Source organism: Solibacillus sp. FSL R7-0682, from assembly GCF_038005985.1.
Taxonomy (GTDB): domain Bacteria; phylum Bacillota; class Bacilli; order Bacillales_A; family Planococcaceae; genus Solibacillus.
The window spans coordinates 2,767,914-2,785,578 of record NZ_JBBOUI010000001.1; the positions used below are offsets into that span (position 1 = coordinate 2,767,914).

The window sequence follows — 17,665 nt, forward strand, 5'->3', positions numbered from 1 at the left end:
AAGTCGTCACGTAACAAGTGTGCGTACAGGTGAAATATGCTTTGTAAAAGTTATAACTGTTCCTGCACCAACTATTGATTCGACTTGTAAAAAATCCGCAAAGCTTTCCATTATTGTGAAGCCCATACCTGAACGTTCCATTTCAGGCTTCGTTGTAAATAGAGGCTCTCTAGCACGTTCAATATTTTCAATGCCACAGCCTTCATCCTTAATTACTACGCTCATTTCTGAACCATTTCTAACAGCGTGAACGGTTATAATGCCGTCAGGATTATTGGCGTAACCATGAATAATCGCATTCGAAACGGCTTCTGATACAATTGTTTTGCATTCAGATAACTCTTCAATCGTTGGATCTAATTGCGCCATAAAGCTTGTTACAGCAATACGAGCAAGTCCCTCGTTTTCACTGCGTGCTAAAAATGTTAGTGTCATTTCGTTATCCATTGACAATCCCCCTTGCCTGTAAAATTGCATCATGTTCAGAACCAAACATCATTAAGTTGCCTAGTCCTGAAAATTTAAATATTTTTTGCATCGTACTTGATGGATTTAGGATGATTGTTTGTCCATCAACAGCACGAAGTTCTCGCATTCTGCCTAAGACAAGCCCAATCCCCGCACTATCCATAAAATGCAGGTGCTCTAGGTTCCAAATTAGCCATTTTACATTTCCTTGAAAAATAGCCTTTGATATTTGTGTACGTATTTTTTCCGTTTCATGGTGGTCAAGTTCTCCAAATAGTTTTATGACGAGCACCTCATTTGGATGCAAAGTGATATCAAATTTCATAAATGCCGCCTCCTTCTTCTACGCAAATTCTCTAGTCTTTTGTCTTTTCCTTTACGATTGACAAAACTAGTATCCATTCGCTAAAAGTAGTGTTGTTGCGACAACTGCTAGTAGTATAGGAAAATGTGAATTGTTTTAAACATCGAAAATTTAAATTGCCTTATATATTTACGAACAAAAAAAGAGTAGTGGTTATGTCCGTGCGAATAGACATAACCACTACTCTTTTCGATTTTCATAGCACTTGAAATTCCTTGTAACACTCAATTTAACAGTCGATTTCTACGATAAAAAAAAGAATATTTTTATATTCGTATGGATTCACCTAACATGCAGATATGAATAAAACCACCTAGAATAGAACTCTAGGTGGTTTTGTATATAAGCCAAATGTTTGTTATTTAATTACAAATGCTTGTTCGGCCTTTTTAATCATGTCTTCAGTAATTTCTTTGTTCGAGTATAATTTTGCAACTACATCACCTTGTTGAATGTGCATACCTTTTTTTCCAACTAAAGCTACACCCGCATCAAAGTCTAAAGTAGACTCTTTTGTTAGACGACCAGCACCTAATGCTAAAGAAACTTCACCAATTAATAAAGCATTTACTTTTTCAACAGTACCGCTATTCCCCGCCTTAATTTCTTCTATATATTTTGTTTCATTCAGGTGAATATCTGCAACATCTCCACCTTGGATAGTAATTAACTCTTTAAATTTCTCAAGCGCTTTACCGTTTTCAATTACTGCTTTAACAGCTTCAACAGATTCCTCCGAAGTTTTACTTGTTGCAATTTCATACATTAATGAAGCAATAATTACACATTCTTCATAAAGATCTTCATGCGTATTATTCATATTACCTGAAAGCAAGTCCATTGCTTCCACAACTTCCATTTTATTACCAACCATTAACCCTAGTGGATTATCCATATCCGAAATATGGGCTACAACTTTTCTACCTAATTTTTCACCGATTGACGACATTGTATCAGCTAATAACTTTGCTTCTTCATAAGTTTTCATGAATGCACCTGAACCACATTTTACATCTAATACTATACCATCAGAACCGCTTGCAATTTTCTTACTCATGATCGAAGCTGCAATTAAAGGAATCGAATCAACTGTTCCAGTAACATCACGTAATGCATAAAGTTTTTTATCCGCAGGTACTAAATTTGCAGTTTGACCAGCGACTGCGATTTTGTACTGATTCACATTATTAATAAATTCTTCTGAAGTTAATTCCGTTCTTAATCCCTTTACAGACTCTAATTTATCTATTGTGCCACCAGTGATTCCTAAACCTTTACCGCTAAATTTTGCTACTGGTATACCAAGAGCGGCAATAATTGGCGTAACAATTAACGTAACTTTATCACCAACACCGCCCGTAGAATGCTTATCTACTTTAAATCCTTCAATAGAGGATAAATCAATAACATCACCCGATTCAATCATTGATTTCGTTAAGTAGAATGTTTCATTATCTGTCATATCATTTAATCGAATCGCCATTAATAATGACGAAATTTGGTAATCAGGAATTGAACCGTTTGTATAGTTTTGAACGAAGAAATCAATTTCTTGAGCATTTAATTCGTGTTTATTCTTCTTCTTTTCAATAATTTCTAAAATATTCAAATTAATAATTTCCCCTTTAAAGTTATTTTCTTTTCTCCCAATTCACGATTTTATTTCAACTCAGCTAAAAAGCTTTTTCCAAATTCAGGTGCTTTTAACTTGAAGTTTTCTGCAACTGTTGCCGCAATATCTGCAAATGTTTCGCGTAAAGGTAATTCCAACCCTTTACTAAATCTTGGTGAGTAAACAATTAATGGTACATATTCACGTGTATGATCAGTACCTGGGAATGTCGGGTCGTTTCCATGATCTGCTGTAATGATTAATAAATCTTCATCTGTTAATGCATTTAACACTTCTGGTAAACGACGGTCAAATTCCTCTAACGCTTCCCCATACCCAATTGGATCACGTCTATGACCAAAGTTTGCATCAAAATCAACTAAGTTTAAGAAACTCAAACCATGGAAATCACGCTTTACTACTTCAGCAATTTTATCCATGCCATCAGTATTATTTTTTGTACGAATTGATTCTGTCACACCATCATTATTGAAAATATCAGAAATTTTACCGATAGCAATCACGTCAAGGCCAGCGTCTTTCATTTCAGCCATCGTTGTACGACCAAATGGCGTTAGTGCATAATCATGACGATTGGCTGTACGTGTAAAGTTACCTGGCTCGCCAATAAATGGACGGGCAATAACACGACCTACTAAATATTCAGGGTCTAACGTTAACTCACGAGCAATTTCACAAATTTTATATAATTCTTCAACCGGAATCACGTCTTCATGAGCAGCAATTTGTAGGACTGGGTCTGCCGAAGTATACACAATAATGGCACCTGTTTCTATATGTTCCTTTGCATAATCGTCAATAACAGCAGTACCACTGTATGGTAAGTTACAAAGTACTTTGCGACCAGTTGCTTGTTCTAATTTTGTAATGAGCTCTTGTGGGAAACCATTAGGATATACTTTAAAAGGCTGATCAATATTAAGACCCATAATTTCCCAATGTCCGGTCATTGTATCTTTTCCGACAGATGCCTCTTGCATCATGCCGTAAAATGCTTTTGGTTGCTCAGCTACTTCGACGCCCTGTAATTTTCGAATATTCGATAAACCTAAGCTTTCCATAACAGGCATTGATAATCCATTCATTTTTTCAGCAATGTGACCTAATGTATGAGAACCAACATCGCCAAACTTCTCTGCATCTGGTGCTTCACCAATTCCAACAGAATCCATTACAATCACATGAATTTTTTTAAACGGTTGCATTTTACTCTCACTCCTCTTTTATCCTTTATTATTTTACATAAAATATCTTAATAAATAAAGGTCAGACATCTGATTTCGATATAATTTATAAACAGACACTACGAAAGGATTATGCACGCGGATGAAACTGTTTATATACTTCAGATAATCGGGTTTTACTTACATGGGTATATATTTGTGTCGTAGAAATGTCTGCATGTCCTAATAACTCTTGAACAGCTCGTAAATCTGCCCCATTTTCTATTAAATGGGTCGCGAATGAATGCCGCAATACGTGAGGCGTTATTTCTTTTTTTATACCCGCTACTTCTGCATATTCTTTAATGATTTTCCAACATCCTTGTCTTGTAAATCTTCTCCCTCTTTGTGTGATAAAAAACGCATTATTTTTTGGTGCATCTCCAAGAAGTTTTGGTCTTGCTGTATCAAGATAATGAATACATGCTTCTAATGCTCCTTTTCCTAATGGAATTATACGCTCCTTACCACCTTTACCAAATACACGAACGAAGCCCATCGTAATATGCACATCTTCTAAATTCAATGATACTAGCTCACTAATACGCATTCCAGAACCATAAAGCATTTCTAGTAATGCAATATCCCGAACTCCTTGAGGCTTATCAATCGTAGGAGCAGAAATTAAAGCATCGATATCTGCAATTGATAATACTTTAGGTAAAGTTTGCTCCTTTTTTGGCATTTCTAAATGCACAGTTGGATCTTGGTCCGTTACTTTCTCACGGAGTAAAAATTGATGAAAAGAGCGAATGGAAGAAATTTGACGCGATACCGTCTTAGATGACTTCCCTACCGCTCTAATACTATCTAAATATAATAAAATATGTTCCCTTGCTACTTCATTAAATGTCTTTATTTTTTGTTCATATTGTAAATGTCGTGCATAAGCAACTAAATCTCTTTTATATGATTGCAATGTATTTTCAGATAATTGACGCTCAACTTTAATAAAATGAAGATAATCTTCGATTGGATCATTTAATAGTTGCAAAAAAATCGCCCCTCTCAATATCTCTTATAAATGATTTTACCACTTCTACCAAAATAGGCGGTACAAATCACTTTTTCTATTTTTAATTTATTTTTCTAATATATTAAACTAACAGATTCAAATTTAGTTCGATTTATTTACAAAAAGATACGATTACGTTATGCTTTATAGTAAAACGTGTTACATTGAGGTGATCATTTTGGGATCGAGAAATTAAAAATCGGAGAAATTGCCGCTGCAACGGGTGTAACAAAGAGAACAATAGATTATTATACAAATTTAGGACTTTTAATAGTAGAAAGATCTGCATCAAATTACCGTTATTACGACAAATCAATGATTGAACGTATTCATTGGATTGAAGAACAAAAAAAATTAGGTAAATGCTTAGATGAAATCCATGCATTAATAGAACCAACTAAAGTAGTGCATGAAGAAGAAATTGATATCCAAGATATTCGCTTGCAAATGCGCAAGTTAGAGCATGATGTAACATTATTAATGGAAAATTTAGATGATAATGAACGTCAAAAATTGCGAAAAAAAGTTTCTCCAGAGAGCGTTGCACTGATGCAATCCCTATTATTAATTTTAAATAACTAGGAGGTGAACGTTCTACTTCGTGAGTAGAACGCTTGTTTGACCACAGTCATTAATTTAATTATTTTCGCGGTGTTAATCGCGTTAACTGCATTCTTCGTAGCAACTGAGTTTGCTATTGTAAAGGTGCGTCAATCTCGTATCGATCAACTTTTAGCAGAAGGAAAGACTGGCTCTGTTGCCGCTAAAAATGTGACAACACATTTAGATGAATATTTGTCTGCATGTCAGCTTGGTATTACTGTAACTGCACTTGGTATTGGTATGGTTGGAGAATCGACATTTGAATTTATTTTGCATCCTCTATTTGAATCTATCGGTATTCCACTAGATTATATTCACTGGTTTACAATTGGCGGTGCGTTCTTTTTAGCAACTTTCTTCCACGTAGTTGTTGGTGAATTAGCGCCAAAAACGATTGCGATTCAAAAGGCAGAGGCGATTACATTAGCTTTTGCAAAACCTATTCAAATTTTTTATAAATTGATGTTCCCACTCATTTGGCTACTAAATGGTTCTGCTCGTTTATTATTAAAAGCATTTGGTATGCAGCCTGCAAGTGAACATGAATTATCTCACACAGAAGAAGAATTACGTTTATTACTTTCTGAAAGCTATAAATCTGGTGAAATCAATATGAACGAATTGAAATACGTAAACAACGTATTTGAATTCGACGACAAAATCGCGCGTGAAATTATGGTACCACGTACAGATATCGTTGGTTTTGACATAACAGCTACCTTTGAAGAAGTATTAACCCAAGTATCGGAAGAGCGCTATACACGCTATCCAGTTTACGAAGGTGACCGTGATACTATTTTAGGTTTTTTAAATATTAAAGACTTTTTAACATTAGGGATGAATAATCGAATTCAACCAGCAAAATTTAAATTAGAAGATTTCATTAACCCTGTCATACTTATAATCGAAACGACGCCTATTCAAGATTTATTACAAATTATGCAGAAGAAACGCAGTCATATCGCAATTTTATTAGATGAATATGGTGGTACAAGTGGTATGGTTACCGTAGAAGATATTTTAGAAGAGCTTGTTGGAGAAATCCGAGATGAATTTGACGATGATGAGATTCCTGATATTCGAAAAATCGGTGAAGAACATTACTTAATCTACTCAAAAGTTCTATTAGACGATGTCTCAAAGCTTTTATCCCTTGATTTAGAAGATCCAAATATCGACACAATTGGCGGATGGTATTATACTAATATGCCAGAATTAAATATTAACGAATCGTTTATTTATGAGAACTTCGAGTTTAAAATTCGTGAAATTGATGGACACCAAATTCAGTATTTAGAAATAAAAAAAGTTTTAGCTGATATTGAAATAGAAAATTGAGTACAAAATATTCAGATACACATATAGAGACTAGGACAAAACAAAAATACAATTTTTCTCTACGGAGAAAAATTGTATTTTTTAATGCGCGTAAATTGGTTCTTCCGTGCACGCTTTCCGCGGGCACGGCCAGAGCCTGTAGCCTCAGGCGCCGTGCTGTTTTTGCTGGTGTCGACCCTTCACTTCAACCAATTTAAAGAAAGTTTATTTTTATTATTTAAATATTGCAAAACACAAAAACTTTCTACTTATATCCTAGTCTCTTTTTTGCGAAATTCACTCATTTACCCTATAAAAATATTAGATTTATGTTTATTGATATATATCCACGGGTATTAAATAACTAATCACAAAAAAGGAGTGATGTTAAAATGGTAATGATGAAATCTGTAGAAAATGGTGTACAAGCACAAAATGCAATTGAAAACTTTATTTCTGAAGGGTATGACCGAGATCATATTCATGTTTTTGCAAACAGTAACAAACGCGCGGAAGATATTGCAGAATTTTATAATGTAGACGCGGGTTCGACAGCCGAAACTTCTGGTGAAAATAAAGGTTTTATTGAAAGCATTAAAAACTTTTTCCAAACAACTCCAGAGGACTTCCATAATCATTTAACAAAGCTAGGATTATCGGATACGGATCAAATAACAGCTAAAAATGACTTAGATTCAGGTAAAGTAGTTATCGTCGCACACCATCCAGAAAGATATTAAAAAGGATACAAAAAAGGAGCAGCCCCTCAGCTGCTCCTTTTTTGTGTTGATTTACTTATGCATTGCTGTCTCCAGAATCATCTTTTCCATCATGACAACGCCAACAAATGCCATGGAAAGTTAGGCGGTGATCTTTAATAATAAAGTTCCAACGATTTTCCACGATTGCTTCTACGTCTTCTAATAAATCTTCTTGAATTTCATCTACTGCGCCACATTCGATACAAACTAAATGATGGTGGAAATGCTTTGCACCTTCCTGACGTAAATCATAACGAGATACACCATCACCAAAATTAATTTTATCGACGATTTTCAGCTCTGTTAGAAGCTCAAGTGTACGGTATACTGTTGCTAATCCAATCTCTGGTGCTTTTTCTTTTACTAATAAGTAAACATCTTCAGCACTTAAATGATCTTCCTCATGCTCAAGTAATACAGCTACAGTTGCTTCTCGCTGTGGCGTCAGCTTATAGCTCGCACTATGCAGTTGCTTTTTAATTCGATCAATACGGCTCTCCATATGTGACGCCCTCCTAAACTCATTCCATTATACCAAATGAGTAAAACTTATTACAAGACAATGATTTATTTAAATAAGTAAGATATTACGAAATTTTCTAAACCAAATAATAGAATCATCACAAGTAATAATTGTATTACCTTTCTCCATGGTGTAGTAGCTTTTAACGCTCGTCCATTTATCTTATTATTTTTAAAGCAATTATTATAAAGCACAATTAGTAAAATACAGTAAAATAACTGAAAGGGAAACCACCAAAGGCCATAAAATTTAACAGATTGATGCTGTACGAGTAAAAAAACCGAACTAAACCCTAAAAAAGTGAGTTTTATCGCAATAAAAACTGGTGCAATGACCGTTAAATATTTATGCGTTGAAAAAAATAATACAATACTTATCGCTACAATGAAAGGAACTGCACTCCAAATCAAAGTAGGCTTGTCCAATGTTAAAAGACGCCGATCGCCCCATTCAATAATTTGCTTTACTTGTTCGATATGGAATAATTGATAAATGGCTACACCACAGACAAAACATAGTACGATCATCGTTGTGTATTGGACATACATCGCTTTTCGCATATTGGACTCCCCCTTGTCCATACAACTTATGCTATTGTCTTGTCCTTATGCGTAAAAATTATTGATTCATTTTCAGCCATAATACGGCAAATGCTGTTTTTGCATCAAAAATTCGACCATCAGCAATCATTGCCTCTGCCTCCTCTAATGAAACTTCCAATAACTCTACAAACTCATCCTCATCCAGCTCAGCAGGTGTTGACAATTTCGTTAACTTTTCCGCTAAAAATACATGGATAATTTCATCAGCAAAACCGGGTGATGTAGCAAATGCTTGCACAAATTGCAAATAATCTGTTGTATAGCCTGTTTCTTCTTCTAATTCACGGCGAGCAGTGACAATCGGTTCTTCCCCTTTTTCAAGCTTCCCTGCAGGAATTTCAATTATTGAACGCTCTAATGCCTTTCGATATTGCTCAACAAGTAGAATTTTGTTGTTTTCTGTAATGGCAATAACTGCGACCGCACCTGGGTGGTTAATAATTTCCCTTTTGCTCATTTCTCCATTTGGTAATTTGACATCATCAACCTTTAGTGAAATAACTTTTCCAGTGTAAATCTCTTCCGAGTGAATGGTTTTTTCTTCAAATTTCTTCATTACGAGTCCTCACTTGTTCTATTTGTTGATTTCATTGTACCATTAGTAAGAACTTTTCTAAAATATTGAACGATTGGGGATTTTTCGTTGAAAACACGTACATTAGGAAACAGCACATTCGAAATTTCAGAAATTAGCTTAGGTTGTATGTCATTACCTCCAATAGAAAACGAAGCAAAACAAGTTATTCATACAGCAATTGATGCGGGAATTAACTATTTTGATACAGCAGATCTTTATAACTATGGTGAAAACGAAAAAGTTGTCGGTGCAGCACTTAAAGAACACCGACAAAATATTTTCATCGCATCTAAAGTTGGGAACCGCTGGGAAGATGGAAAGAATGGCTGGGGTTGGGATACTTCACCTACCTATTTACAACAGGCATTAAAAAATAGCTTACAGCGCTTACAAACGGATTATTTAGATGTCTATCAATTGCATGGAGGCACCAATGAAGATAATTGGGAAGAAGTTATTGATACGTTTGAGGGACTAAAAAAAGAGGGGCTTATTCGAGAGTATGGGATTTCCTCCATTCGTCCAAATGTTTTTATACCGTTCCTAAAAAATAGTCATGCCATTAGTAATATGATGCAGTTTAATATTTTGGATGAACGCGCGAGTGAATTTTTCTCACAAATCCAATCATCTGGTGCTTCAGTTGTGACAAGGGGATCTATTGCAAAGGGCATTTTGACAAATGAGTGGAGAGATCGTTTAAAAACTTATATGAGCTATGATGAAACAGAAATAAAAGAACTGTTGTTTCAAATTGAGCAAAAGTATGAAGATGTCCATGCAACTGCCCTTGCGTTTAATTTACAAAACGATGCAATTGCTTCCACAGTCATTGGCGCAAAAACACCACAGCAGTTACAGGAAACGTTGAAAGCATATGGAAAGGCATTAACATTAAACGGAGTCTCTGAAATTTCAAAATGGACGAAACAAGACCGTTATACGGAGCATCGATGAAAAAAATCGTTTTCTTTGTCGCAATTGGCGTTATGCTCGTTGTCATTGCTTCCAATATGAGCTATCAACAACAAACGCTTATACCTTCACTGCAACTTCTCTTAAAAGATAAGCCATTTTTAAAACTGTTAAGTCAACTAGAAATCCCTTATTGGGGCACTACTGTTTCTGTTGAAACAAGAGGCTATTATTTCTTTGTTGAGTTTTTAATGCGTAAGGGTGCACATTTTTTCGGTTACGGTATTTTAGCAGTAATTTTTTTTACTTTATACACTAAATTAGTGTGGCGTTTCCCTGCTGTATTAGCATTTTTTACAATACTCCTTATCGCAAGCTTAGATGAATATCGTCAAAGCATGATCCCTGGTCGTACAGGCATTGTAAGTGATGTCATTCTTAATGCTACAGGTGCAATCACTTTACTATTAATTGTAAAAGGAATTCATTTGTTAAAAAATATCATTAACAAGAAAACTGCTGAGCAACGATAAATTTGCTCAGCAGTTTTCATTTAGTTAATATTTTGAACCTTTATCCCCATACTGATCTAACAATTGTTCAAAACTCATATTTTTTTCCCGTTGCTTTTTTTCGAATGCAGCTTGTGCAAGACGTTCTTCTTCTTTTACCTTTTCATCCGCTACCATTTCTTGCTTTGCTGCCTTCAGCTTTGCAAGTATATCGCCACCTAATTGATCAGCTAATGTGGCTGCCTTTTCTTTTGGCAGTTCAAATTCATTTGTTTGGCGTTGTTGTTTTTTTCTTGCCATTTTGTTCACCTACCAGTTATTTTTAGCGTCGAACGATTGTAGCGACTCCTTGTCCGCCTCCAATGCATAATGTTGCAAGCCCTAAATTAACGTCCTGCTTTTGCATTTCATGTAGAAGCGTAACTAAAATACGCGCACCACTTGCTCCAATTGGATGTCCTAGTGCAATCGCTCCGCCATTTACATTTAGTTTATCATGATTGAAAGCTAATTCGCGATCAACTGCAATCGCTTGAGCGGCAAATGCTTCATTCGCCTCAATTAAATCGATTTCATCTAAAGCTACATTTGCTTTTGCCAAAGCCTTTTTAACGGCCTGTACTGGACCTACCCCCATAATCGCAGGATCTACACCTGCACTTGCATTAGCTACAATCGTTGCCATAGGCGTTAAGCCTAGTTCAAATGCTCGCTGCTTTGACATAACAACAACTGCAGCTGCTCCATCATTAATACCTGATGCATTTCCTGGAGTTACCGAGCCATCTTTTTTAAATGCTGGACGTAAGCCTAATAATTTTTCTGCTGTCGTTCCTTGTTTCACATACTCGTCTTGTGTAAAGAGCAGTGACTCTCCTTTACGTTGTGGAATTTCCACAGGAACAATTTCATCGACAAATTTCCCTGCTTTCAATGCCTCTGTTGCACGTGCTTGAGAACGAGCTGAGAAGGCATCTTGCTCTTCGCGAGAAATGGAATAGTGATCACATAAATTTTCTGCTGTAATGCCCATATGATAATCGTTAAATGCACACCATAAACCATCTTTAATCATCGTGTCGACTACTTTTTGATCACCCATTCTGAACCCTTCTCGAGCATTTTGTAATACGTATGGAGCTTGACTCATATTTTCAAAACCACCTGCAACAACAATTTCTGCATCCCCTGCTGCAATTGCCTGTGCTGCTAAATGAACTGCCTTTAATCCGGAACCACATACTTTATTAATTGTCATCGCTGGTACAGTCTCCGGTATGCCCGCTTTAATACTTGCTTGTCTTGCAGGATTTTGACCTAAACCAGCTGCTAACACATTCCCCATAATGACTTCATCCACTAATGCCGGATTTAATTGAATGCGATTCAATGCTTCCTTCAAAACGATACTCCCTAATGTTGTTGCTGGGATATTCTTTAACGATCCTTGAAATGAACCAATTGCTGTTCGCACCGCGCTTACGATCACTACCTCTTGCCCCATTTAATTTCCCCCTTTAGCTACTTCCCTTTGTGCTCCGAATATTATGTATTCGTATTAATCATTTTATCAAATCTTTTTTCCAATTTATAGAGATGAGTAAATATTCAATTTCTTATTGGGAATAGTTGATTAATTCAAACAAAAAGGAAATAATGAAATAATATATAATAAAATACGTCAGTGAGGTGCACGCTTTATGAAGAAAAAATATGTGCTCGCTTCAGGACTTGCTACAACCGCTGTCGCTACAGCCATTACTGGACTTCTACTTACAAATCGTCTCATGTATATAAAGAAGAAAGATGATAACGTCATCTTATCAAGAGAACAGGAAGCAAAACGTTTTGATGAAGTATGGTATGAAAGTTGTCCAAAAGAGCAATTAACAGTAACTTCTCCAAGTGGCTATGCAATAAAAGGAATTTTTTTAAAACCGCTCGATACGACAAACACGGTCATCATCTGTCACGGTGTCACTGAAAATAAAATTAACTCCATGAAATATGCACGGATGTTTGAACGTCTTGGTTTTAATGCAGTTGTTTACGACCATCGGAGACACGGAGATTCGGAAGGAAAGACGACAAGCTACGGACATTACGAAAAATTTGACTTACAAGCAATGGTGCAAGCAGTACGCGAAACAATTGGTAACGACGCTCTTTTAGGTATTCATGGGGAATCAATGGGTGCAGCAACGACCATTTTATATGCAGGTAGTTTAGAAAGTAATGCTGATTTTTACATTTCGGATTGCGCGTTCTCTAACTTCCCAGATCTATTAACGTCAATTTTTAAAGATTCACTAATCCCTAAATATACAATTCCTTTTGCAAATGTTTTTTTGCGCTTACGGGATGGTTATTCGCTATCTGAAGTAAATCCATTAAAAGCAGTAATTGATATTGAAAAACCGGTATTATTTATTCATAGTGCGCCAGATACGTTCATTCCCGCAGATATGTCGAAACAGTTGTATGAAGCTAAAAAAGGGAGTAAAATGTTGAAAATTTTCGAAAAAGGAGCTCATGCAAAATCCTTTAATGAATCACCTTTAGAATACGAGCAAACCGTCGCTAAATTTCTACATGATTATGTACCTCAATATCGGATCGAAAATGACACTCTTGCATCAGATCAACTTGATTAACATAAAAAGGATGAACGCTGTAGGAAACAACGTTCATCCTTTTCTTACTCTTCGTTAAATACAATATGCCATTCCGTGCGTTTTTCTAAAAATTCCTTCGCTAGCGCCTGTGCACCTTCTAAACTATGACTTGCAGCCCAGCCGCATTGTACTTCATTACATGCTGGAACAGAAGTAGCAGCTAACACATCCTGTGCTGTTTTTTCTAGTATTGTTAAAATCCCCTCAAAGTCATCATAGTTAATGAATGATACATAAAAACCTGTTTGACAGCCCATTGGTGAGAAATCTACAACTGCATCAGAATGATTTCGAATGCGATCAGCCATTAAATGCTCTAGCGAGTGTAACGCAGGCATTTCCATATGGGCTTTATTTGGTTGCTTAAAGCGAATATCGTATTTTGTTACAACATCCCCTTTTTCGCCTACCTTAGTTCCTGCTAGACGCACATACGGTGCAACGACTTTCGTATGATCTAAATCAAAGCTTTCTACGTTTGTCTTTTCTGTTGTCATGCTATTCCCTACCTCCAAAAATTACTTCCTCTTTAGAGTAGACTACAAAACCAACTAAATCAATAGAATATTCTGATTTTTATAAATAAGGTGAACCTTCTATGGAAAAAAGGACAAACAAAAACTACCTATATAATTTATGCAAATTAGAAAGGTAGTCATTCATAATTATTTGTCTTGGAACTTGTTCATTTGTGCCATCATTTGGCGAACTTGCTTTTCAGATGGTTTACGTCCCATTTGTGCCATCATCACACGAATCATTTGCTCGTTAATTGGTGGATTATCTTTTAAATACTTCATCATATATTGACGAGCACCGTAGAAACCAATCGCTATACCTGCGATTAATGCAACAATAATACCTAAAATCCATGCCCATGTCATAACTAACTACCTCCTCCACTACCGATATCCCGAGAAAAACTCTCCATGAAGGATTATACACTAATTTTATAGGCGTTTCTATACATTTAATTTGGACATGTGTGTCTTAGTTATTCTCAGCCTCTAGCCCTAGATGAAAATACAGTCTGGGGTCGTTATCGAAAATAGAAGAAAAAGGTACGATTAATACATCACGAACGAGGAGGAACAAATCATGAAGAAATTTTTACTTTATTCTGCAGGCTTCTTTGCAGCAATCTTTGCAATCGCATTGCTCGCACCTGTTGCAGGACTATTAGTCTCAGGGCTACTGTTAGCAGCTGGACTACATTACTATACAGAAAGCACATCTACTTTTGTAAAAGTAATGAGCTTAGTCATTGCATTAGCAGGCTTAGTGAGTGCATTATCGAACATTCCAGGCTTTATCGGATTAGCAGCTATTGGAATTTTGTATTACATTTTTAAAACGCGTAAAAATGAAAAAGTGGAAATTTTCCCGACGAAAGAAGAAGACCCTTTCACTAACTTTGAACGAGAATGGGCAAAATTAAACAAATAAGGAGCGGATTCAACATGAAAAACTTATTAACAAAATTTAAATATTCAATTCAAGCGGACTTACACGATTTATTCGATAAAAAGGTCGAAAAAAATCCAATCTCTATTTTAAATCAATACATTCGTGAAGCGGAGAAGCAAACAGAGCAAACAGGTAAATTACTTGCTCGACAAGCACAACTAAAAAACGAATTAGAACAGCAGCTTGCACAAACAATTGACATGCTTGAAAAACGTGAAAAGCAATTAACACTTGCATCATCTACAGAAGAAACTGAATTAATTGCCTTTGCCCAAGATGAAGTGACAGCTTATACTGCACGTAAGCAATCTTTACTAGCAAGCATTGATGCAGCGAATGCAGAATATTTTACTTTAGAGCGCAAGTTTGAAACGATGAAGCATAAAATTAAAGATATGAAAGTTCGTCAGCTTCAATTAATGGGGAAGGAAAATGTCGTTCGTGCACATCACCAAATGGATAAAGTATTAACAACGAATAAAGCAGATAACTTTGATGAGTTATCTACTTATATTGATGACTTAGCTCAAAACATCGATCGCAAATATGAAGTAACAACATTTGAAGCACGTTTAGCTCAATTAGAAAAAGAACAAAAATTAATCGAACAACCAAAATAATGGTATACTGCTAGAGGGAGAAGGCATTTTGCTTTCTCCATTTTGCACGTTTTATAGGGGGAAGCTTAATGCCTAAACTAACATCCGATCAATTAGCTATTACAATCATATCGATTGCCTTAATCGTGTTAATTGAATTGACACTATTTAATAATGGTGCGGTCTTTTTATTAGTCGTTGGTGTTCTTTTACTTTTTATGAGTTTCAAAAGGAAAAAACAGTTTCTATTATGGGGTGGACTTGCATTTTTGTTTTTAGCTATTATTAATCTATGGACATTACGCCTCCTTATAATTGGTTTGTTAATCTATTTACTTTATAAATATACGACTAAAAAAGAAGACATCATTGAGATTAAAAATCCTATTGAAAATTATTCAACCGAGCAAAATCAATTATTAGGAACAGCACCAACTACTTCTGAAGCTTATAAATGGAATGACCTCCAAATTCAACGGTTTATTGGAGATACAACAATCGACGTAACCGAAACAATTCTGCCACATGGAAAATCTGTTATCGTCGTTCAGCAGGCTTTAGGGAAAGTACGTGTTATCGTACCTTATGAAGTAACAATTCAACTGCATTATTCTACGCTTTATGGAGAAGCAACATGCTTACACTATGCGCCAAAGCAATGTATCAATGAAAAGCTCCAATTTGAAGATGGGGATGAAGATGCTAAACGAATACTTGTACTGTATGTGACATCTTGGATTGGAGATGTGGAGGTGCGACGAGGATGATCGCTTTAATTGCTCGTTTTTTTATATTACTATGTATAATTGCAACATTTACAATAAGTATTTTATTTTTTATTATTGGAGAGCCAACTGAGGAAAAATGGGCATTTTTATTGGAAAAAACATCTTATGGGCTTCCTCTCGCTGGGATTTTTATTATAAGCGCTAGCTCCATTAGTTTTTTTTTAGCCCTTTGGATGAGTATCTCTATTAAGCTTAAAGAAAATAGTACGACACGTTACGTCAAAAAAGTAGCTGACCCTGACTTTGCAAAGATGCTAAAAAAGACGAGCGGATCATTAAAAAAAGCGCTTAGAGATGCGAATGACTTAATTGAAACCCAGCGTTCTTCTCTTCAACGACTTGCAAGTGAAAAAGTTGAAACGAATGATGCCATTGTCCAAGAACGCTTACTAGCTGAGCGCCAACGACTCGCGCGTGAGCTTCACGATTCTGTGTCACAGCAATTATTCGCTGCCTCTATGCTGCTATCCGCGCTAACAGAACAAGAAAATGATGCCCAATCACAAAAACAGCTTGGGCAAGTGGAAAAAATTGTTCAGCAAGCCCAACTAGAAATGCGTGCGTTATTGCTTCATTTAAGACCCGTCGCGCTTCGCAACAAAAGCTTAGCAGAAGGCTTAGAAGATTTAATTGTTGAATTACAGGAAAAAGTGTACTTTCAGATTGATTATCAAATAGAAGAAATCTCTTTATCAAAAACAGAAGAGGATCATTTATTCCGAATTGCGCAAGAAGCTTTATCGAATACACTTCGTCATGCAAAGGCAACCGAAGTAGAATTACTTTTGATTGCCAGAGATCAGCTCGCCATATTGCGAATACAGGATAATGGATTAGGCTTTCATAATGAAGGTGATAAAACCTCTTCATACGGCTTAAAAAATATTGCTGAACGTGCTGTGGAGATCGGCTGTACGTATAAGATCGTCTCAGTGCCAAATGAAGGAACAATAGTAGAGGTAAAGGTTCCAATAACAAAGGAGGAACAAATAAATGATTAAAGTCGTTATTGCCGATGATCATGAAATGGTACGTATTGGTGTATCCGCCTATTTATCTGCTCAGCCCGATATAGAAGTAATAGGTGAGGCAACTAATGGACAAGAAGCAGTTGATAAAGTTTTAGCATTACGACCAGACTTAGTGTTAATGGATAATGTTATGCCAATAAAAACAGGGGCGCAGGCAACAGCCGAAATTTTAGCACAATGGCCTCAAGCAAAGGTAATGATGGTTACGAGCTTTATCGATGATGATAAACTTTATCCCGCTTTGGAAGCTGGTGCAGTCAGCTATATTTTAAAAACATCAAACGCAAAGCAAATTGCCGATGCGATTCGCAAAACAATGGCTGGAGAGACCGTACTTGAACCGGAAGCAACTACAAAAGTAATGGCTCGCATGCGTGGTACCTCTCCTGCTCTGCATGATCATTTAACGGAACGTGAGATGGAAGTATTACAATGCATGTCTCGTGGAATGGCCAATCAGGAAATCGCAGAGGAATTATTTATTGCGTTAAAAACAGTAAAAACACATGTTAGCAATATTTTAAGTAAATTAGAAGTACAGGACCGTACACAGGCGGTTGTATATGCATTTCAAAATGGATTAGTAGATTAA

At 36.0% G+C, this 17,665-nt stretch carries 23 protein-coding genes; 11 read left to right on the top strand and 12 right to left on the bottom strand.

What is annotated here, in order from left to right; all coding sequences use genetic code 11:
- Positions 1-6: 6 nt before the first annotated feature.
- The 5 genes from spoIIAB to xerD all read right to left on the bottom strand — a co-directional run bounded on the left by spoIIAB (position 7) and on the right by xerD (position 4,682).
- Positions 7-447, bottom strand: coding sequence for an anti-sigma F factor (gene spoIIAB, locus MKZ17_RS14055; RefSeq protein WP_340724357.1), 441 nt, complete (start codon positions 445-447; stop codon positions 7-9).
- On the bottom strand, positions 440-793 hold the full coding sequence (locus MKZ17_RS14060) for an STAS domain-containing protein (protein ID WP_340724358.1): 354 nt from the start codon (positions 791-793) through the stop codon (positions 440-442). The genes spoIIAB and MKZ17_RS14060 overlap by 8 nt, the downstream gene beginning before the upstream one ends.
- A 397-nt stretch (positions 794-1,190) precedes the next feature.
- Positions 1,191-2,441, bottom strand: a complete 1,251-nt coding sequence (locus MKZ17_RS14065) for a thymidine phosphorylase (protein ID WP_340724359.1) — start codon at positions 2,439-2,441, stop codon at positions 1,191-1,193.
- A gap of 50 nt (positions 2,442-2,491) precedes the next feature.
- Complete coding sequence (deoB, locus tag MKZ17_RS14070) at positions 2,492-3,670, bottom strand: phosphopentomutase (RefSeq protein WP_340724360.1); 1,179 nt, start codon at positions 3,668-3,670, stop codon at positions 2,492-2,494.
- Between the two features lie 109 nt (positions 3,671-3,779).
- Positions 3,780-4,682, bottom strand: a complete 903-nt coding sequence (gene xerD / locus MKZ17_RS14075; RefSeq protein ID WP_340724361.1) for a site-specific tyrosine recombinase XerD — start codon at positions 4,680-4,682, stop codon at positions 3,780-3,782.
- 261 nt (positions 4,683-4,943) lie between these two features.
- Here xerD and MKZ17_RS14080 point away from each other — a divergent pair, with 261 nt between their 5' ends.
- The 3 genes from MKZ17_RS14080 to MKZ17_RS14090 all read left to right on the top strand — a co-directional run bounded on the left by MKZ17_RS14080 (position 4,944) and on the right by MKZ17_RS14090 (position 7,363).
- Positions 4,944-5,285, top strand: coding sequence for a MerR family transcriptional regulator (locus tag MKZ17_RS14080; RefSeq protein WP_445326952.1), 342 nt, complete (start codon positions 4,944-4,946; stop codon positions 5,283-5,285).
- Between the two features lie 36 nt (positions 5,286-5,321).
- The gene (locus MKZ17_RS14085; RefSeq protein ID WP_340724362.1) at positions 5,322-6,644 is read left to right on the top strand and encodes a hemolysin family protein; all 1,323 of its coding nucleotides are present in this window, start codon (positions 5,322-5,324) and stop codon (positions 6,642-6,644) included.
- A gap of 371 nt (positions 6,645-7,015) precedes the next feature.
- Positions 7,016-7,363: a general stress protein gene (locus MKZ17_RS14090; protein WP_340724363.1), complete on the top strand. Its 348-nt coding sequence runs from the start codon at positions 7,016-7,018 to the stop codon at positions 7,361-7,363.
- A 55-nt stretch (positions 7,364-7,418) separates the two neighbouring features.
- Here MKZ17_RS14090 and fur read toward each other — a convergent pair whose 3' ends face one another.
- The 3 genes from fur to MKZ17_RS14105 all read right to left on the bottom strand — a co-directional run bounded on the left by fur (position 7,419) and on the right by MKZ17_RS14105 (position 9,065).
- Positions 7,419-7,886 carry a ferric iron uptake transcriptional regulator gene (gene fur / locus MKZ17_RS14095; protein WP_340724364.1) on the bottom strand — a complete coding sequence of 156 codons (468 nt, stop codon included), beginning with the start codon at positions 7,884-7,886 and terminating at the stop codon, positions 7,419-7,421.
- Positions 7,887-7,951: 65 nt separating this feature from the next.
- Positions 7,952-8,467, bottom strand: coding sequence for a hypothetical protein (locus tag MKZ17_RS14100; RefSeq protein WP_340724365.1), 516 nt, complete (start codon positions 8,465-8,467; stop codon positions 7,952-7,954).
- 58 nt (positions 8,468-8,525) lie between these two features.
- Positions 8,526-9,065 carry an NUDIX hydrolase gene (locus tag MKZ17_RS14105; protein WP_340724366.1) on the bottom strand — a complete coding sequence of 180 codons (540 nt, stop codon included), beginning with the start codon at positions 9,063-9,065 and terminating at the stop codon, positions 8,526-8,528.
- A gap of 87 nt (positions 9,066-9,152) precedes the next feature.
- On the opposite strand from MKZ17_RS14105, the gene MKZ17_RS14110 reads away from it, so the two are divergent.
- Both MKZ17_RS14110 and MKZ17_RS14115 read left to right on the top strand, forming a co-directional pair.
- Positions 9,153-10,043, top strand: coding sequence for an aldo/keto reductase (locus MKZ17_RS14110; RefSeq protein WP_340724367.1), 891 nt, complete (start codon positions 9,153-9,155; stop codon positions 10,041-10,043).
- Complete coding sequence (locus MKZ17_RS14115) at positions 10,040-10,534, top strand: VanZ family protein (RefSeq protein ID WP_340724368.1); 495 nt, start codon at positions 10,040-10,042, stop codon at positions 10,532-10,534. The genes MKZ17_RS14110 and MKZ17_RS14115 overlap by 4 nt, the downstream gene beginning before the upstream one ends.
- Before the next feature lie 24 nt (positions 10,535-10,558).
- Here MKZ17_RS14115 and MKZ17_RS14120 read toward each other — a convergent pair whose 3' ends face one another.
- Entirely contained in the window at positions 10,559-10,813 is a 255-nt protein-coding gene (locus MKZ17_RS14120) for a YqkE family protein (protein ID WP_340724369.1), read from the bottom strand.
- 22 nt (positions 10,814-10,835) lie between these two features.
- On the bottom strand, positions 10,836-12,017 hold the full coding sequence (locus tag MKZ17_RS14125; RefSeq protein ID WP_340724370.1) for an acetyl-CoA C-acetyltransferase: 1,182 nt from the start codon (positions 12,015-12,017) through the stop codon (positions 10,836-10,838).
- Between the two features lie 196 nt (positions 12,018-12,213).
- On the opposite strand from MKZ17_RS14125, the gene MKZ17_RS14130 reads away from it, so the two are divergent.
- Positions 12,214-13,167, top strand: a complete 954-nt coding sequence (locus tag MKZ17_RS14130) for an alpha/beta hydrolase (RefSeq protein WP_340724371.1) — start codon at positions 12,214-12,216, stop codon at positions 13,165-13,167.
- Between the two features lie 44 nt (positions 13,168-13,211).
- Here the strand turns inward: MKZ17_RS14130 and MKZ17_RS14135 are convergent, their stop codons facing one another.
- The gene (locus MKZ17_RS14135) at positions 13,212-13,685 is read right to left on the bottom strand and encodes an S-ribosylhomocysteine lyase (protein WP_340724372.1); all 474 of its coding nucleotides are present in this window, start codon (positions 13,683-13,685) and stop codon (positions 13,212-13,214) included.
- A gap of 168 nt (positions 13,686-13,853) precedes the next feature.
- On the bottom strand, positions 13,854-14,072 hold the full coding sequence (locus tag MKZ17_RS14140) for a YneF family protein (protein WP_340724373.1): 219 nt from the start codon (positions 14,070-14,072) through the stop codon (positions 13,854-13,856).
- A 214-nt stretch (positions 14,073-14,286) separates the two neighbouring features.
- Here MKZ17_RS14140 and MKZ17_RS14145 point away from each other — a divergent pair, with 214 nt between their 5' ends.
- The 5 genes from MKZ17_RS14145 to MKZ17_RS14165 all read left to right on the top strand — a co-directional run bounded on the left by MKZ17_RS14145 (position 14,287) and on the right by MKZ17_RS14165 (position 17,665).
- Complete coding sequence (locus MKZ17_RS14145; protein WP_340724374.1) at positions 14,287-14,634, top strand: lmo0954 family membrane protein; 348 nt, start codon at positions 14,287-14,289, stop codon at positions 14,632-14,634.
- 14 nt (positions 14,635-14,648) lie between these two features.
- Positions 14,649-15,275, top strand: coding sequence for a PspA/IM30 family protein (locus MKZ17_RS14150; RefSeq protein ID WP_340724375.1), 627 nt, complete (start codon positions 14,649-14,651; stop codon positions 15,273-15,275).
- A 68-nt stretch (positions 15,276-15,343) separates the two neighbouring features.
- The gene (gene liaF / locus MKZ17_RS14155; RefSeq protein ID WP_340724376.1) at positions 15,344-16,021 is read left to right on the top strand and encodes a cell wall-active antibiotics response protein LiaF; all 678 of its coding nucleotides are present in this window, start codon (positions 15,344-15,346) and stop codon (positions 16,019-16,021) included.
- Positions 16,018-17,043 (top strand): sensor histidine kinase, encoded by a 1,026-nt coding sequence (locus tag MKZ17_RS14160; protein WP_340724377.1) that lies wholly within the window; start codon positions 16,018-16,020, stop codon positions 17,041-17,043. Before liaF ends, MKZ17_RS14160 begins: the two co-directional genes overlap by 4 nt.
- On the top strand, positions 17,036-17,665 hold the full coding sequence (locus MKZ17_RS14165; protein WP_340724378.1) for a response regulator transcription factor: 630 nt from the start codon (positions 17,036-17,038) through the stop codon (positions 17,663-17,665). Before MKZ17_RS14160 ends, MKZ17_RS14165 begins: the two co-directional genes overlap by 8 nt.

Bases quoted from the DNA above. Each gene is read 5' to 3' on its own strand.
- liaF (WP_340724376.1), top strand. From the start codon at position 15,344: ATGCCTAAACTAACATCCGATCAATTAGCTATTACAATCATATCGATT.
- MKZ17_RS14140 (WP_340724373.1), bottom strand. From the start codon at position 14,072: ATGACATGGGCATGGATTTTAGGTATTATTGTTGCATTAATCGCAGGT.
- MKZ17_RS14130 (WP_340724371.1), top strand. From the start codon at position 12,214: ATGAAGAAAAAATATGTGCTCGCTTCAGGACTTGCTACAACCGCTGTC.
- MKZ17_RS14145 (WP_340724374.1), top strand. From the start codon at position 14,287: ATGAAGAAATTTTTACTTTATTCTGCAGGCTTCTTTGCAGCAATCTTT.
- MKZ17_RS14125 (WP_340724370.1), bottom strand. From the start codon at position 12,017: ATGGGGCAAGAGGTAGTGATCGTAAGCGCGGTGCGAACAGCAATTGGT.
- MKZ17_RS14165 (WP_340724378.1), top strand. From the start codon at position 17,036: ATGATTAAAGTCGTTATTGCCGATGATCATGAAATGGTACGTATTGGT.
- MKZ17_RS14100 (WP_340724365.1), bottom strand. From the start codon at position 8,467: ATGCGAAAAGCGATGTATGTCCAATACACAACGATGATCGTACTATGT.
- MKZ17_RS14105 (WP_340724366.1), bottom strand. From the start codon at position 9,065: ATGAAGAAATTTGAAGAAAAAACCATTCACTCGGAAGAGATTTACACT.
- MKZ17_RS14060 (WP_340724358.1), bottom strand. From the start codon at position 793: ATGAAATTTGATATCACTTTGCATCCAAATGAGGTGCTCGTCATAAAA.
- MKZ17_RS14135 (WP_340724372.1), bottom strand. From the start codon at position 13,685: ATGACAACAGAAAAGACAAACGTAGAAAGCTTTGATTTAGATCATACG.
- MKZ17_RS14150 (WP_340724375.1), top strand. From the start codon at position 14,649: ATGAAAAACTTATTAACAAAATTTAAATATTCAATTCAAGCGGACTTA.
- MKZ17_RS14160 (WP_340724377.1), top strand. From the start codon at position 16,018: ATGATCGCTTTAATTGCTCGTTTTTTTATATTACTATGTATAATTGCA.
- deoB (WP_340724360.1), bottom strand. From the start codon at position 3,670: ATGCAACCGTTTAAAAAAATTCATGTGATTGTAATGGATTCTGTTGGA.
- fur (WP_340724364.1), bottom strand. From the start codon at position 7,886: ATGGAGAGCCGTATTGATCGAATTAAAAAGCAACTGCATAGTGCGAGC.
- spoIIAB (WP_340724357.1), bottom strand. From the start codon at position 447: ATGGATAACGAAATGACACTAACATTTTTAGCACGCAGTGAAAACGAG.
- MKZ17_RS14090 (WP_340724363.1), top strand. From the start codon at position 7,016: ATGGTAATGATGAAATCTGTAGAAAATGGTGTACAAGCACAAAATGCA.
- MKZ17_RS14115 (WP_340724368.1), top strand. From the start codon at position 10,040: ATGAAAAAAATCGTTTTCTTTGTCGCAATTGGCGTTATGCTCGTTGTC.
- MKZ17_RS14120 (WP_340724369.1), bottom strand. From the start codon at position 10,813: ATGGCAAGAAAAAAACAACAACGCCAAACAAATGAATTTGAACTGCCA.